The organism is Thermomicrobiales bacterium, assembly GCA_037045155.1.
GTDB lineage: Bacteria > Chloroflexota > Chloroflexia > Thermomicrobiales > CFX8 > JAMLIA01.
The window spans coordinates 905,069-920,905 of sequence record JBAOIG010000003.1; the positions used below are offsets into that span (position 1 = coordinate 905,069).

The window sequence follows — 15,837 nt, forward strand, 5'->3', positions numbered from 1 at the left end:
GACGGGCGGCGCGGGACGCGGGGGACGGGGAGTAGCGCGATGGACGCCGGGACTATCAGTATCCTGCTCAAGGCCACGGATCAAGCGTCGTCTGTGCTCGGCGACGTGGAGCAGAAAGCCGGCGGGGTTGGCTCTAAGTTGGGCGAGGTTGGCCGGACTGCGGCGGGGTTCGTCATCGGGTCGGCACTGACGAATCTGCCCGGCAAGCTGATCGAGATGGCAAAGGGCGCGGCCGAAGACGCCGCGTCGACCGCGAAGCTCCAGCAGGCCGTGACGAACGCGGAAGGGTCGTTCGACGGCCACGCGGCCGCGATCGACACCGCGATCAGCAACGGCCAGAAACTCGCGTTCTCCGACGATCAGGTCCGAGACGGACTAGCCATTCTCACAGCGACGACCGGGGATGCAGATGAGGCCATGCGCCGGATCGGCATCGCGCAGGATCTGGCGCGGGGTACTGGCATGGATCTGGTTACGGCGTCGAAGCTCGTGGGTCGGGTGAATGACGAGAACGTAAACGTCCTGAGCCGTTACGGCATACAGGTCGACAAAAACGCTACGGCACAGGACCTCCTCAACGCGGTGGACGGCAAGTTCGGCGGACAGGCGGCGACGTTCGCGGCCAGCGACGCCGGTAAGATGGCGTTGATGACCGATAAGGTCGGCGAATTGCAGGAGCAACTCGGCGCGTACCTGATCCCGGTATTGTCGCTGGCCGTCGGAGCCATCATCGGGATCGTCGACGCTGGCGCGCGTTTCCTGTCAGTATTCGAGCCGGTCGCGACCTTCATTCAGGCCAATCTGACGCCGATCCTGATCTTCCTCACGCCGGCCATTATCGGGCTGGGCGTTGCGATGCTCGCGAGCCTGATACCGGCGTTGATCTCGGGGGCCGTCGCGTTATGGGCGCAGGTAGCCGCATGGATCGCCCTCAACCTGGCGATGCTGCCGATCATCGCCGTCTTTGTCCTGATCGGCGCCGCGCTGGTGTTGCTCTACCTGGCGTGGCAGAGCAACTTCATGGGCATACAAGGGATCGTGGCAACGCTGGTCGGCTATCTGTCGACCGCGTGGGACGCGGTCGTAACGGTCTTCAACGTGGTACTCCCGGCGGCGATGCAGACGCTCCAGGGTTATTGGCAGGTGTTCTCATCCGTCGTGTCCGGCGTCGTGGCGATCATTGCGGCGCTGTTGACCGGCGATTTCGCTGGTGCGTGGGATGCCGCCAAAACGATGGTGTCCGGGGTCATTGATGGTATCGGGCAGATTGTCGGCGGGCTACCGGCGCTGGTGCTCGGGTTCATCGTCGATATGGCGACGCAAGCCGGACAGAAGCTGGCCGAATGGGCGACGGAAGCCGCGACGAAGGCCGGCGAGTTCCTCTCCGGGATCGTCTCCGCGATCACGTCACTACCCGGCGATATCGCCGGGATCGTTACCGACATGGCCGGACAGGCGGTAACGCTACTGGCCGGGTTGGTAACCGACGCGGTTTCGAAAGGTGGCGAGATTCTGTCGGGAATCATTACGGCGATCACGTCACTGCCCGGCGACGTAGCGGGGATCGTTACCGATATGGCCGGGCAGGCAGTCGAGCTTCTCGGTGGGCTGGTGACTGACGCCGGCACAAAGGCGGGCGAGATTCTGTCGGGAATCATTACGGCGATCACGTCACTGCCGACTGACGTCTGGAATCTGTTCGATAGTATGAGGACACAGGCGGTCGCGGTCATTGACGACCTGAAGACCAACGCGCCGGGCTGGGGCCGGGATATTCTGCAAGGGCTGATCAACGGCATCACCGGGCTATTCGGGACGCTCGCCGGAGCTATGTCGGCGATGCAGACGGCGGTAACGAGTTCCGTGTCGACCGCGTCGTCGTGGCTGTACGACGCTGGCAAGAACATCATCACGGGACTGATCAGCGGCATCGAGGACATGGCGTGGCAGGCGGCGCAGGCGGCGATCGCGGTCGTGCGCGACGCAGTCAACGCGGCAAAGTCGTGGTTGGGGATCAGCTCTCCGTCCAAACTCGCGCGGGACATCCTCGGGCAGCCATTCTCCCAGGGGATAGCGCGCGGCATCATGGCCGGCGTGCCGGGGATCGAACGGGCAGCGACGGCCGCGGTCTCGGCGACGATGGCCAACTCCCCGGCGCTCGGCGCGGGGGGGCTATCGCCGCTGGCCGCCGGCACGCTGTCCGGCGCAGCACTCTCAGGTAGCGTCGGCGACGGGCGACGAGCAGGTCTGGCCGCGGCAGGGGGGGCGTCGGTCGCAGTCAACTACTACGGGCCAGTGACGATCGAGGCGCAGGACCGTTCTGCCGCTGATCGCGCCAGCCGCGATATCGGCTGGGCTGTGCAGGCGTCGCTGCGAGCGAGGGGGGCGGCATAGTGGCAGGGCCGCGACACGTCTACAAGTTCGTCTCGACAGATGGCACGATCACGGCGCTGTTTCCGCTGGCGCGCGCCGAATTCTCGACCGATCAGCCACTGATGAACGCGACCGCCGCCGCGGTCGGCATGGACTACGCGGTCGATCTGCACCGCACGGGCCGCGCTCCGCTCGGTGTAGCTCGTGAGACCGTCCGGGCGCTGGTGACGGCGCCGGACAGCGCCGGGCTGGATAGCGCGAGCGACCAGCTGGTGAGTGATATCCAGGCGATCGGGCGCGGGCAGCTGTGGTCGATCGGCGCCGACGGCAGCGAGCGCTGGGCAGAGGCCAGGGCGGTCGATGTCGCGCGGCCGGTGGTCACGTATCAGTCACTCCGGTCGGCGGCAGTGACGCTCACGTTCGATCGATACACCGACTGGCGCGCGCCAGACCTGACGGTTGCCACCGCATCCCTGCGCAGCGGATCGGTGAATGTCACAGTCACTAACGACGGCAACGGCGACGTGCATGCTATCCGGTTCCTGCTAGAGGCAAACGCCGCCAACGGCTTCGCCACTCCCGCGGTGACCCACGGGCTGACCGGCGAGACCTGGGCGTCCACGCGGACGGCCGCGAACAACCAGCACAAGTTGCGCGTCGACGCCGGGGCCTACACGGTCGAACGGTCGACCGACAACGGCGCGACGTGGGCGAGCGACTACGCCGCGTTCTCTCAGGGATCCTTACAGGTCGGCTTCATGCGACTCCTGCCAGGGTCGCAGACACTCGTCGTCACCGGCTGCCCGAATGCGGAGCTACGTATCGAGTTCTGGCCGGTGTATCGCTAGTGGGTGGACGCACGCCGTGGCGGCGATCACAATAGAGGGCATATCACTAGTGCTCGCGCAGCGCGACGGAGGTCTATATGCCAGCGACAGCAGAGACCGGGCGACCGGGATATAGCCGGACTGAGGTGGAGATCGCCGAATGGCGCGATGGGCGGACGCCGGACGACGGGCCGCCCGACTGCGCGAGGACGGTCGTGTCGTGGGAGACGCCGCAGGGCCGGCCGGTGATCCGCGAGAAGCAGATCGAGCGCCTGGAGGCGCGCTACCGACGGAAGCTACGGACAGGAGAGATTTAGGTGCCATTTCAGAACCTCGCGGCCGACATGCTGGCCGACGCGATCACGGGCGGCGCGTCCTACAACAAGTTCACCAATAGCAACGCGTACCTGGGCGTGGGGAATTCCAGCACGGCGCACGCAAAGGCGCAGACGGACCTCCAGGGGGCCAGCAAGACGCGGAAGGCCATGGATGCCACCTACCCAAGCCGCTCCACGAATGTGCTCACGTTTCGCTCCACGTTTGCCACTGGCGACGCGAACCATGACTGGTATGAGTGGGGCATCTTCAACGCGGCGAGTGGCGGGCAGATGCTAAGCCGGAAGGCGGAGAACCTCGGGACGAAGACCTCGGCTGCCACCTGGCAGTTCACTGTCACCTACACGATCAACGTCTAGACGAGTCTGGGCGTAGACTGTGGCGACACTCAACGTCTCCATCGCAGCCGGCAACGACGACGGTTACTGGAACGCCGGCGGCACGTACAGCAACTCCGGGTCGGCCGCGAATCTGTCGACTGGTTGGTCGGCTTTCCTGCGATTCACCGGCCTGTCAGCACTCGATGGCGCGACGATCACGGCGGCGACCGTGTCGATCACCGCAAACAACAATTCGTCAGGCGCTGCCACCGTCCGTATCCAGGCTGCCGCAGTAGACAACGCGTCGGCGCCAGCGGACGCAACGGGCTGCGCCGCGCCGACGCGAACCACTGCATACGAGGACTGGACGCTCCCGACATACAGCAGCGGCACCGTCTACGCTTCGGTCGATATCACGGCTGTCATCCAGGAGCTGGCCACGGCCGGCTATCTGTCATCCGGCGTGGCGCTGATCTATCTGGGCAACTACAGCGGCTCCACGAACCGGCCGTTCCGTACCTATGAGCACTCAACCGGGCCGGCCGCACAGCTCGACATCACGTACGTCACGACGATCGAGAAGTCCGCCTCGGATGCGACCACCGTCTCGGTCGATGACATAGGAGCGGTCTCGGCATCACTCGCCGGGAGTGACGCAAGCACGGTTGCGGCAACCGAGGTCGCGACCGTTGATGTAGTCGTGGTTGTGTCGGCGGCTGACGCGACCACGGTCTCGGTCGACGAGGTGGTCGTTTCCATCGGCCTCGGCGCTGCCGAGGCGGTTACAGCCGGCTCGGACGAAGCGTCGTCGATCAGCGTGGTTGCCAGCGTCGTGGACAGCACCACGCCGGCGGCCGATGAGGTCGTTGCCGGCGCAATCACGCTGGCGGCAGACGATACCAGCACCGTCGGCGTATCCGAGGCCGTGCCGGCGATCGCGCTGGGCGCGGTTGACGCGGGCGCGGTGAGTGTCACAGAGTCGACCAGCCGGCGAGTGATCCCGATCACCTATGACCCGCGGCTCGCGCTGGATGTCTACGATGCCGCCGGCAATCGCCTCGGATCGGGACCGGTGACCGGCATCTTGTCAGCGGACTACAGCGGACGGCTGGATGAGCTCGGCGCCTGGTCGGTCACGATCGACGCGACCGAGCCGAGCGCGGCACTCCTGACGCGCGGCCGCGAGATCCGCTTGCGCCGGGAGGGCGAGGGTCTGCTCGTCCGCGGCATCGTGGATACGCCGGATCTCCGCGTGGGTGACCGCGACGACCGGGTGCTGACGGTGGGCGGTCGTAGCATCGGCGCGCAGATGGTCCACAAGAACACGCTCCTCGGGATGACGTTCTCCGGCGCGGCGGTGTCGAGCGTCGTCGGGACACTGCTGTCCGGCACGGGGTGGACGGCCGGCACGATCGATACCGGGGTGCTAGCGTCGGCGCGCTTCGACGGCGTGTCACGTTGGGCGGCGCTGCGGCAGGTCGCCGAGACGATGGGCTGGCACGTCCGCGAGGACAACCTCAACCGGGTCGTCCATCTGGGGGCCGCGGGGGCGGAGTCCGGGCTGGTCATCCGCAACGTAGCTCAGCCGTCGGTCGATCTCGGGGTGGTGCCGCTGGCCGCGCTCCGCGCCATTGGCGACGATCCTGAACTATGGAACTACGTGGTCCCGCTCGGCGCCGGTGAGGGCATCAACGCACTGACACTCGAGCACTCCAGTCGCACGACGCCCTACACGATCCAGACCGCGACTGGGCCGGATGGCAATCCGTACTGGTATCTGCGCGACGGCGCGTCGGTGACCGCCTACGGCGAGCGGACGAAGGTCCTGGACGTCGATCAGGTGGCGCCGATCAGCAATAGCACCGCCGAGATCGTGGCTGCGGCAGACACGCTGTACGACATCGCGGCCGCCTGGCTGGGGTACCACGCGACACCGGCAGAGCACTACGAGGCCGACGTGGCGCTACTCCGCCATATCGAGGCGGGCTCGCCGACCTTCCTGCTCGGGCAGACGGCGCGGCTTCAGTACGCCGGTGTCGTCGCGGACGCCGGCGGTCGACGCGCATGGCGCAGCATCGACGCGGCGGTTTACATCATGGGCTATCGGCGGACATTCCAGGCGGACGGCTCCGACCGGTGGGAGCTCGAGCTGTCGACGGCTGACCAGCACAGCGAGGGCGCCGGCGATCGGATCGCGCGGGCGATCGAGGATCTGTGGGCGCTCAAGGTCGCGATGCGCCCGTACACGTATCGGGAGATCCACGGACCGTACCGGGAGAGCGTCGATAGCACGCACACAGCAACGGTGACCGTGGACTATGACAACGCCGTGACGTACTTGCACCGGGCGGAGCTGCGGCTGGTGAAGCGCAAGGTCCGATCGAATGTCTCGACAGCGGCGTCCGGTGGCGCGCCGACCAGCAACGCGTCGCCGACTGCGGCTAATTCTGGCGGTGGCGTCACGTCGGATGGTGGCACGGCGCATACGCACTCTATCGACGCGGCAGTGACCGCCAACGATATCGGCGAACACTATCACCAGATCGGGCAGGCACAGCCGACGACAAGTTGGACTGACCCGGCCTACCTGCAGCAGATGATATTTGCCAGTGGGTGGGGGTCAGGACTCGATTACGGTATCTATGGTGGACGGAACGGGACAGAGGCGAGTACGACGACGTTGTGGACGAGTGGGTTTACGTTCCATAAGCACAACATTTCAGCAATCGCGACGAACTCCGAGGCTCTGCATAAGCATACGATCCCGGCACATACGCACTCGATCGATAGCCACTCGCACACGATCCCGACGCATACGCACTCGCTGAGCTACGGGATCTATGAGGGGCCGACGGCCGCGACTCCTGCGTTCGGGCTCTCGATCAACGGAGTGGACAGGACCAGCGCGCTGGGTGGGCCATGGAACGGCGACGTCGTCCTGGACATCACGCCGTACCTGGTGGACGTAGACGGCCACGTACTGCGCCAGGCGAACGCGCTCGTGGTCTCGTCTGCGCAGCTATGCGACGTCGAGCTGACCGTCAAAAGTTTCGTATCGGCGCTATCAGTGGTGCCGATCTAGTCGAGGAGGAGTCACCGATGCTGTATCACCGAGTCATGGAGATCGTGCCGCGCGCGGCGGGCGTCGACGCGATGGTCGCCTGGTATGACGATGATCCCGACACGAACCCGCGAGCCGCGATCACGCTGTACGACGCGATCCCGCTGGACGCGGTGAATCTCGGGCAGGTGACTGCCGCGATGGTCGACGGTGCCATCATCGCTCGACAGCAGCAGATGGAGGCGGCGCAGGCGGCGGCGGTGCCGATGCGGGCGGACGTCGCGGCCGCGCTGGGCCGGACACGTGTCATCCGTGGCGATCGCGTCGAGCGCGTAGACCGGAAGCACCGATGACACCATACACGCTGGTCGTCCATCTGATCGGCGGCGGGCAGCTACACGTGCGCTGCACGGACCACCAGATCATCGACCGTGGCGTCGACCACCACGGCGTTGGCATCCCGCCCGCACTGGAAGTGACGCAGCCGGCTGATGCATCCCGGCGGCTGGCCTATGTTCACTTCGGCGCGATCGCGGCGCTGGAGGTGCTGGACCGTGAGCCGGACGATGGGCAGTAGCAGTGGACCAGACCGCGTGGGGGACGCTGGGCGACCAGGGCGGGGCCATTGGCGCGCTAGTCTTCGTCGTCATAGCGCTCATCCGCGGCTGGATCGTGCCGGGCTACGTCATGGCACGCGACCGAGAGATCGAACAGGAGCGACGAGATGAGCTACGCGCTGAGGTCGCGTACTGGCGCGACGCCGCGAACCGGGCCGGTGGCCTGGCCGAGGCGGGCGTCGACGCCGCCACATCGGCGCGCCGCCCGCGGCGGAGGGTGCATGGACCGTCTGCGTAGGCTCATCCGGCGGTCGACTCCGGCGCGACTGGCGGTGATCTCGGACGCCGCCAGTCGCGAGGCTGATGCAGCTGCGCGGGCAGCGTTCGAGGTCCGGGCGGCGCGGATCGAGGCGCGGCTGGCCGCGCTCGATATCGCCGTCGACATGGCGGCGTCGCGGGCAGCGCGCGAGCGGCATGCGCGGCCGGGTCAGGAGAGGGGCGCCCGGCCGCGAGAGAGCGCCACGTGATCGCGGCGACGGACCCGGTTACGGCAGAGGTCGCCTGGGCCGCATATGGCGCGCTGGTACTGCCAGTGCTGATCTGGGCGCTCCACGACGCTTGGGTCGACCTGGCCTACGCGCGGGGCGCGGCACTGGTCGTCGGGCCGGACCGACGGGCGTCGGATCGCACCGATGCGATGCGTCGGCACGTGGCGCGCGAGCGCGTGGCGCGGACGGCGGTCCGCATGGCGGCGACCCTGGTCGCGATGGAGGTCGCGCTGGTCGCGTCCGGCGTGGCAGCGGTCGTGGCGGCGATGGAGATCCCATCGCGCGGGATGACGTTGGCCGGGCTGATCATGGTCGGCGCGCTAATCGTCGCGCAGACCGGCCTGGCGACGATCGCGGTGCTCGGCCGGCGAGACCGTACCAAGATCATCCGTGACCTGACACCGGAGGAGGCATAGGTGGATCTATTCGGCGCCGGATCGGTCTCATGTGCGGCGGCGCAGGGCTGGGCGCGGTCGACCGGCGCGCACCAGCGGTACGTCGACGTCGCGCCACTCTACTGGTCGATCGCTCCACGTTATGGCGTGCCGCCGGAGGGGCCATACGGTCAGGCAGCGAAGGAGACCAATCGTGGCCACTACACCGGCGTCGTGCCGTGGGAGTACCACAACTGGTGTGGCCTCAAGACGACGGCGGGCGGGAGCAACAGCGACGCACGAGCGCATATGCGCTTCGGATCGGACGCGGATGGCGTGCTGGCTCACGTGCAGCACTGGGCGCGCTACGGGGGCGCTACGGCGCCAGCTCCCGGCGACGCGCTCCTCGACACGCGCTGGCAGGCCGTGGCATGGACGATCGCGACGGTCGAGGAGATGGGCGGCAAGTGGGCGCCGAGCGCGTCGTACGGGACGGAAACCGCTGGCGTGATCGCCAGTATCCGGGCATACGCCCGGGCACATCCAGAGATGAGGGACCCGCAGATCATGGCTACTCAGTACGACAACATCTTCCGCAGCGTGTCGCTGGTGGACGCGCGGGCGCAGCTCGAGCAGCGCGCGCCGGGCGCCGGCGGCGTCGAACGCGGTCCGTACGAGACGATCCCACTCGATCAGAAGCGCGGGATCGTGATCCACTATCGCGGCGTGGTGACCGGCGTGACCGATGGACTGGCGAGCTACAGGGCGGACGCGATCTATCACGTCGGGAAAAACTGGTCGCGCAACGGCGAGACTCCCGTCTATGGCAGCGGCATCATGTACCACATCGGCATCGATGGGCAGGGCGCCGTCTATCTACTCCGCGACCTCAATCGCGTACTGTGGCACTGCGGGGCGTGGCCGCAGAACGCGAACACGATGGCGATCCAGATCCCGCTGGGCGGCTCGCAGAGGGCCACGGACGCGCAGCTGGCAGCGCTCGATCGTGTCTGCGACGACTGGTTTGCATTCACCGGCGCGGACCCGAAGCGGGAGCTATGGGGGCATCAGGAGTTGTCGCCGACGGACTGTCCGGGGACGTTGATGGCGGACTTCGTGCGCCCGTATCGCGCCGGTGGACCGCAGCCAGCGCCGCAGCCGCCAGCGGTGGTGACGGCGCCGGATCCGTGGCGGTCGCCGCATGGGACGTTCTGGGTGCCGACGGCGTTCATCGATCACATCTCCGCGCGACCGTGGCTGGATACTGGCTATGCGCTCGGAGGCGCGCGCGAGGAGGGCGGGGTGCTGGTCCAGTACTTCGAGCGCGCGCGGCTCGAGCTGCAGCCGGACGGCACGGTCACGCGTGGTCTGGTCGGCGCGGAGCTGCTCGAGCTGCGTCGCGATCGGCCATCATCGGCGGATCGATAGAGGTTTCACCACTAGTCGGCATCCCGCTGTATGGAGGGGCACACGATGGAGATCAACATCGCACTCGCGACGGTGCTGGCCGTGCTAGTCGGCGTCATCGTCGACGCGATCCGCCTGGCAGTGGATCCGCCGAGCCGGTGGATCCCGGTGGTCGCGCTCGCGGTCGGCGCCGTCGGCGGTGGTGTGGCAGGCGCGCAGACCGGCGCGATCGTCGACGGGGTCGTCGCAGGCGTGGCGGCCGGCGCCATGGCCGCCGGTATCTGGCCGGGGACGAAGGCGATCCTCAGGCGATAGCGGGAGCCAGCGCGCGATGGTTGGCCGCGAGCGTGCTGGCGGCGATCAGCGCCCACGGGCGTCAACGCGCGACTCCTTCACTCAGCACTCCCGGCAATGATGCCGGGAGTGTTTCTCTATCTCCTTGAGACGGCGGCGGTGGCGGCTCAGCGCAGGTGACATCCCATGGACCACTGGATGGAACACGCTCCATCACTGCGGCGGCTGGTGTTCCATCACGGCGCATGGCAGCGATGACGATATCTCGCATCCAGACGCGGGAACCGGTCGCGCTGTGGGCTACGGTGGCGCGTCGTGGGGCTAGGCGATGAAGTCCATCATCATCGCCATGACGCCGCATGCCCCTTTCGCCTCCGAGAGGCTCGGTGGTGATCATCCACGTTGGCGCACAACGTACCACAACCGCATGGGTCAATCCGCAACGTAACCACATCGCTGTCATCCGGATTATCACTGGCACAGCGGCCCCAACTGCTGTGACCCCCAATAACCCCAAACCCCCTCCCCCAGGCAAGCCGCCCGTCAACGGGTCGGCTTGCTGCTTTTCGCCCGTAGAATGTGCAGAGAAACGTGGCGAGGGGGTGAAGCGTGATCGATATCAAGGAACAGGTGGTCATCCGACGCTTTGTCGGAGGGCCGCTACACACGGCGTGCTATGCGATCATCGTCCCAGGGGTGGGATCGATCGTCGTCGACGCGCCGCGTGACGCCTGGCACGGCGCGATTGACGCCGCAACAGAGCTTCAGGCTCCGCCGCGCCTTGTCGTCGCAACCCACGGCCACTGGGACCACATCACCGATATGGCTCGACTCCAGGAGATGGGCATCCCGATCGCCGCCCATCCAGCCGACGCCGGCCTCTTCGCCGATCCTCACGGCCAGGGGTTGACGTTGCCGTTTATCGTCGATCCGGTCCGGATCGATCGACCGCTACGCAACGGCGACAGGCTGACAATCGGTCCCGTCGAGGTGCGCGTCCTCCACACTCCCGGCCATACGGCGGGAAGCATCACCCTCTGGGTGCCAGCCGCGGAGGCGCTGTTCACTGGCGATACGTTGCTGAAGGGGGGCGCCGGACACACAGCCGAGCCAGGTGCGTCGTTGGAAGCGCTCGCGGTGAGCGTGCGCAGGCTAGCGGACTTCCCGGGGACGACGAAGATCTACGCGGGCCACGGCGCGCCAACAACTATAGCCGACGAAGTGTGGTTGACGACGCTGACAGATCCCGATGCGCCTCTGGTGCAATGGCGCCCGAATAACGAGCGACGCAAGCGCTCGTAACGGCAGCGCGCCTAGATGAGCGATTGAATCGCGCGCACGAAGAATACGACGTTTGCGAGTTGAGCCACACACAACGCCAGGGCAACCGGGCGCACACGGAGCCGACCGAACGAGACACTGATCTGCGGCGAAACGAGCGAACCGAACACCGCCACTTGAGCGAGCAGAGCGCCCGCCACCAACCGCCCGGGCAACGCCGCGGTTGCGGCAAGGCCAACGGTCAGCAGAGCAATGCCGATTGACATGAGGATGTCGAAAACCAGGACGGCAGCCTCGCCCGACGCCAGATAGCCTCGCGGCGCGCGTTGTCCGTGCGACTGGACATCAGCGGGGACGACACGGGAATCGACGGAATGCGCGAACGCGACGGCCATCGAGCGGATAGACAATATCGTGAGCACGCCAGCCGCGACGAGTGCAACCACTACTAGCAAGACACTCTCCCGATCCCACCGAACTCCTGGCCGCGGCATCGGCCACATCCACCGCCTCGACATATACAACGAACGGAAACTCGTATGGATGCGTTTTTCGCCCATTCGCGGATCTCTGTCGCGGCGGGCTATCCCCTTGACGATACCCCGGTTGCTGCTACCGTGGTCGCCGACGTCGACGGTGACCCTGATCGACGCTATACGCCGTTGGCTGGATGAGGAGTGGGCATGAGCCTTGCCGAGAGAATCGAACAGTGGATTGCCGCACAGATCGAGGTGGCCGGCGTCTCTGGCGCGGTCGTCGGGCTCAGCGGCGGCATCGACTCCGCAGTCGTCGCCGGCCTCTGCGCGCGCGCGCTCGGGCCGGACAACGTACTCGGCGTGATCATGCCCGCTCATTCGCTGCCCGCGGACGCCGCAGACGCCAGGCTGGTGGCCGAGGCGTGGGGAATCGAGCATCCGACAATCGACCTTTCGGGCGTTGTCGACACGTTGATGGCGATTCTCCCCGAGGGAACTCAGCTCGCGAACGCGAACGTCAAGCCACGGCTACGCATGATCGTCCTCTACTACATGGCGAACACACTCGGGCGAGCAGTGGTAGGAACCGGCAACCGCAGCGAGCTGATGGTGGGTTACTCGACAAAGTACGGCGACTCAGGCGTCGATCTCCTGCCATTAGCCGGTGTCTATAAGCACCAGGTCTACGAGATCGCCCGCGAGATCGGCGTGCCCCAGACGATCATCGACCGGCCGCCGAGCGCCGGCCTTTGGGAGGGGCAGACCGACGAAGCGGAGATGGGCGTTACCTATGCGGACCTCGACCGAGTGCTGGCGGCAATGGCAGCCGGGGTCGAGAGCGGCGTCTCGCCCGACGTGGTGACCCGGGTTCAACGCATGGTGCGTGGATCCGAGCACAAGCGACGCCTGCCACCGATGTTCTCGGCCGACGAGACTGCGTAACCACTCGGAGGCACGCTTCGCATCGGCCAACAGCTCGAATCTCGGGCCGGTGGAACTGACGCGCTGCTCAGGCACGGCCCTCGCGCATCGCGATGTTCAGCTCGACCTTGTCCAGCGCGATCTCCCGAGGGAATCGCAGTCGCAGCGCCAGCAGCGCGACACCGAGGCTTTCCCCCTCACTGGTCGCGAACATGCCGTCCGGCATTCCGTGCGCCAGAAGATCCGGGGCGAACCCCTCGTAAACCGCTGCGCGTTCGGCGGGATCCATCAGCATCGCCCTGGCTCGCCCGTCGTCGACTCGATCGTAAAGCAGGCCAAGACATACCTGCATCCATCGGTAAGAGCGCCTCACGCTCATGGGGCGCCAACTCCCAGGCGCTGGATCGCGTCGTCATCGTGACCAGCGGCCCGAAGGGGTTGGACAACATCGACGTCGAGATCGGGGATCGACGCCACGACCGCGCGGGCGTGCCCGATCAGGCGTATCGCCGGAATATCGGCAGGCAGCACAACGCTACCGCCAACAGGAAGCCGCAGGCCGTCGATTGCCAGGTCCCCCTCAATAACAGTCAGCACTCGACATGTTGCAGGGGCTGCGTCCAGAATTCTCGATCCGTCAATCGTCGCGCGCTCCAATAGAAAGTGACGACAGGCCACAAGCATCTCTCGCCAGTCGTCCAGCCAAAGTGGCGCAACCCGGCGTGCGCGGAGGAGGGGGTCAATGACCGGAAAGCCTTGTTCGAGGTGCAGTTCGCGTGGGCGTCCCCAGTCATACAGGCGATAGGTAACGTCGCTGGTCTGTTGGACCTCGTAGAGCAACACGCCTGCGCCGATTGCGTGAACGGTTCCTGCCATCACAAAGAAGACATCACCGGCGCGAACTGGCTCGCGCACGATGGACATACCGATGCTGTCTGGGTCAACGACGCCGGTTACGCCGGTTACCAGGCTGCTGTCCTCATCACTCTCCAGTATCAGCCAGGCTTCGGTCTTCCCACGCTTGCCCGGCGGCGCCGCCGCATCAGATGGATGAACCTGGATCGAGAGATCCTGCTGGGCGTCGATCAACTTGACGAGGAGCGGAAAATCGCCCAGCGACCCCGCCGCAGCCATCCCGTGCGTCCCGAGCAATGCCATGGGCATCATGCGTGCCAGATCGCCGAGCGCGATGCCATCGAACCGGCCACCCTCGATGACCGCCTCGGCCCCGCTCTCGAGCGATTCACCCACCGAACCGTCAGGGAGCGTCTTGCCCCAGGATTCCAGCCTGCGACCGCCCCACACTTTGTGATCGAAGCTGGGACGCAGCAACAGCGGGGCCGCGATCCGATCCTTACGTTCCAATCCTCGTCCTGCCACTGACGCTCCTTCGAAGATATCGCGACGCGGGTGGATGCCAGTTGCTCTGATCTTGGCAGCGAGCAATGATCGGCGTCAACCAAGTTGCCCGATTGAGCCCGCTCTGATAGACCTTGAGAACGAGCCTGCAGCGTTCCAGGCATTCCAGATCCTGATGGGAGCGAGAAGGTGAGCACGCTCAGAGTCCGAATCGACCCGGATCGCTGTGTCGGCTTTGGCCGATGCGCAGTTCTGGCTCAGGGAATCATCACCATAGACGAAGATACGAACAAAGCGGTCTATGACGAGCAGGAAGGCGAGAGCGCCGATCCGAAACAGCTCTTCGCCGCAGCGCGGGCCTGCCCGACGCAGGCGATCATGATCGAACAGTTCGGCCGGCGACTCTACCCGCAGATCATTGAGCCGATGCCGGGAGAGATCGCTCGCAGGCTCGCCGAAGCTGAGGCCGCCGAGAAGTAGCCACCGGCAGGACTAACCGTTCTCGTTCATCGGCACGACCTCTGCGCCAACAGTCTCCAGTTGGGCAAGTACGTGGTTGCGGATCGCGTGAGGCGTCGGCACGTCCTCCAGCACGCGACCGCCGGCCATAACTGGCTGAAGTTGAGCAACCCGCCACGCGCCCGCTGGCTCCTGCCCGAGCGGCAGCACTTCGTCTGACAGCGTATCGAGGTCTCGCCAGACCTGCTTCGCGCCGCTCATCTTGCCTCGCTTGGCAACTGGTGTCCCTTCGATCTCGACGATATCCATCCCGAAGTCAATCGTTCGCGCGTTGGCGATGCTTGTCCCGACCCCGAAGCCATCGACCCACGGGCAAAGGGTATCCACCTCGCGTTCGTCGAGGCCGCCACTGGCGAGGAGCTTCACATGCTCAAAGCCTCGCAGATCAAGCTCCCAACGAACCTCGCGCAGGATCTGGGCAAAGTTTCCGCGGCGCGACCCCGGCGTATCGAGCCGAACGCCATACAGCCGCTCGCCGAGCGCCTCCGCGACTCTCACTGCCTCGAATTTCTCATCCTGGAACGTGTCGATCAGAGCGATCCGAAGCGCGTCGTCTTCGACAATCGCGTCGTACAGCTCCATGGCCCGGACGGTGTCACCGACCATCAGCATCAGTGAGTGGGGCGTGGTCCCGGTCGGATCTTCGCCAAGCTCGCGTGCGCTCTTGACAACACTGACGCCGTCGCAGCCGCCGATAAATGCGGCCCGCTCGATAATCGGGGCGATTGCCGGATGCATCCGGCGAGCGCCAAAGCTTGCCAGAACACGGTCGCGAGCCAACACTCGTATCCGGGCCGCTTTCGTCGCGACACCCGACGCCTCGCAGATCAGTCCAAGGATCGCCGTTTCGAGCCGCGCGAAGGAGAGGTAGTGGCCCTCGATCTCCATAATCGGCTCATAGGGGCGTACGATCGTCCCCTCCGAGATGCCGCGGATGTCGATGTCGATGCCTTCGAGAAGCGCGAGCACCTCTTCGAGGCCGGCAAAGACGGCCCATGGATAGCTGTGCGGAAGACTCTTGACAGAGAATTCGGCTCGCACACATCTGTCGAGTCCGGCTTCGCGGATGATCTGCTCGGTGCGGACAAAGTAGACATCAGTTGTGTCGCCCGAACGGATCTCATCGACCGTTGCCTGGAAAAATCGCGGCGCTCGCCGACCGTCAGTCATGGTTACCTCACCGC

General features: G+C 65.9%; 19 protein-coding genes. 15 read left to right on the forward strand and 4 right to left on the reverse strand.

The features are described 5' to 3' along the window. Positions 1-39 precede the first annotated feature (39 nt). The 13 genes from V9F06_07520 to V9F06_07580 all read left to right on the forward strand — a co-directional run bounded on the left by V9F06_07520 (position 40) and on the right by V9F06_07580 (position 11,399). Positions 40-2,394, forward strand: a complete 2,355-nt coding sequence (locus V9F06_07520) for a hypothetical protein (protein ID MEI2617466.1) — start codon at positions 40-42, stop codon at positions 2,392-2,394. Next, complete coding sequence (locus V9F06_07525) at positions 2,394-3,221, forward strand: hypothetical protein (protein ID MEI2617467.1); 828 nt, start codon at positions 2,394-2,396, stop codon at positions 3,219-3,221. The genes V9F06_07520 and V9F06_07525 overlap by 1 nt, the downstream gene beginning before the upstream one ends. 77 nt (positions 3,222-3,298) lie before the next feature. Then, the gene (locus tag V9F06_07530) at positions 3,299-3,517 is read left to right on the forward strand and encodes a hypothetical protein (GenBank protein ID MEI2617468.1); all 219 of its coding nucleotides are present in this window, start codon (positions 3,299-3,301) and stop codon (positions 3,515-3,517) included. Next, the gene (locus tag V9F06_07535) at positions 3,518-3,895 is read left to right on the forward strand and encodes a hypothetical protein (GenBank protein ID MEI2617469.1); all 378 of its coding nucleotides are present in this window, start codon (positions 3,518-3,520) and stop codon (positions 3,893-3,895) included. A 19-nt stretch (positions 3,896-3,914) separates the two neighbouring features. Next, on the forward strand, positions 3,915-6,938 hold the full coding sequence (locus V9F06_07540) for a hypothetical protein (GenBank protein MEI2617470.1): 3,024 nt from the start codon (positions 3,915-3,917) through the stop codon (positions 6,936-6,938). 17 nt (positions 6,939-6,955) lie between these two features. After that, complete coding sequence (locus tag V9F06_07545) at positions 6,956-7,270, forward strand: hypothetical protein (GenBank protein ID MEI2617471.1); 315 nt, start codon at positions 6,956-6,958, stop codon at positions 7,268-7,270. After that, positions 7,267-7,494 carry a hypothetical protein gene (locus V9F06_07550; protein ID MEI2617472.1) on the forward strand — a complete coding sequence of 76 codons (228 nt, stop codon included), beginning with the start codon at positions 7,267-7,269 and terminating at the stop codon, positions 7,492-7,494. Before V9F06_07545 ends, V9F06_07550 begins: the two co-directional genes overlap by 4 nt. A gap of 2 nt (positions 7,495-7,496) precedes the next feature. Further along, positions 7,497-7,772, forward strand: a complete 276-nt coding sequence (locus V9F06_07555) for a hypothetical protein (protein MEI2617473.1) — start codon at positions 7,497-7,499, stop codon at positions 7,770-7,772. Continuing rightward, positions 7,756-8,001 (forward strand): hypothetical protein, encoded by a 246-nt coding sequence (locus V9F06_07560; GenBank protein ID MEI2617474.1) that lies wholly within the window; start codon positions 7,756-7,758, stop codon positions 7,999-8,001. The genes V9F06_07555 and V9F06_07560 overlap by 17 nt, the downstream gene beginning before the upstream one ends. Beyond that, a complete protein-coding gene (locus V9F06_07565) occupies positions 7,998-8,438 on the forward strand; it encodes a hypothetical protein (protein ID MEI2617475.1) in 441 nt (146 codons plus the stop codon). Before V9F06_07560 ends, V9F06_07565 begins: the two co-directional genes overlap by 4 nt. Beyond that, complete coding sequence (locus tag V9F06_07570; protein MEI2617476.1) at positions 8,439-9,824, forward strand: N-acetylmuramoyl-L-alanine amidase; 1,386 nt, start codon at positions 8,439-8,441, stop codon at positions 9,822-9,824. A gap of 45 nt (positions 9,825-9,869) precedes the next feature. Further along, positions 9,870-10,118, forward strand: coding sequence for a holin (locus tag V9F06_07575; GenBank protein MEI2617477.1), 249 nt, complete (start codon positions 9,870-9,872; stop codon positions 10,116-10,118). A 588-nt stretch (positions 10,119-10,706) separates the two neighbouring features. Beyond that, a complete protein-coding gene (locus V9F06_07580; GenBank protein MEI2617478.1) occupies positions 10,707-11,399 on the forward strand; it encodes an MBL fold metallo-hydrolase in 693 nt (230 codons plus the stop codon). Between the two features lie 11 nt (positions 11,400-11,410). Here the strand turns inward: V9F06_07580 and V9F06_07585 are convergent, their stop codons facing one another. Next, positions 11,411-11,833: a hypothetical protein gene (locus V9F06_07585; GenBank protein ID MEI2617479.1), complete on the reverse strand. Its 423-nt coding sequence runs from the start codon at positions 11,831-11,833 to the stop codon at positions 11,411-11,413. 228 nt (positions 11,834-12,061) lie between these two features. Here V9F06_07585 and V9F06_07590 point away from each other — a divergent pair, with 228 nt between their 5' ends. After that, entirely contained in the window at positions 12,062-12,796 is a 735-nt protein-coding gene (locus V9F06_07590; protein ID MEI2617480.1) for an NAD+ synthase, read from the forward strand. A 67-nt stretch (positions 12,797-12,863) separates the two neighbouring features. Here V9F06_07590 and V9F06_07595 read toward each other — a convergent pair whose 3' ends face one another. Further along, positions 12,864-13,154 carry a hypothetical protein gene (locus V9F06_07595; protein ID MEI2617481.1) on the reverse strand — a complete coding sequence of 97 codons (291 nt, stop codon included), beginning with the start codon at positions 13,152-13,154 and terminating at the stop codon, positions 12,864-12,866. Continuing rightward, entirely contained in the window at positions 13,151-14,155 is a 1,005-nt protein-coding gene (locus tag V9F06_07600) for a type I phosphomannose isomerase catalytic subunit (GenBank protein ID MEI2617482.1), read from the reverse strand. Before V9F06_07600 ends, V9F06_07595 begins: the two co-directional genes overlap by 4 nt. A gap of 168 nt (positions 14,156-14,323) precedes the next feature. Between V9F06_07600 and V9F06_07605 the strand changes: the two genes are divergently transcribed. Then, the gene (locus V9F06_07605; GenBank protein ID MEI2617483.1) at positions 14,324-14,614 is read left to right on the forward strand and encodes a ferredoxin; all 291 of its coding nucleotides are present in this window, start codon (positions 14,324-14,326) and stop codon (positions 14,612-14,614) included. 12 nt (positions 14,615-14,626) lie between these two features. Here the strand turns inward: V9F06_07605 and V9F06_07610 are convergent, their stop codons facing one another. Beyond that, positions 14,627-15,823: a nicotinate phosphoribosyltransferase gene (locus tag V9F06_07610; GenBank protein ID MEI2617484.1), complete on the reverse strand. Its 1,197-nt coding sequence runs from the start codon at positions 15,821-15,823 to the stop codon at positions 14,627-14,629. Positions 15,824-15,837 lie beyond the last annotated feature (14 nt).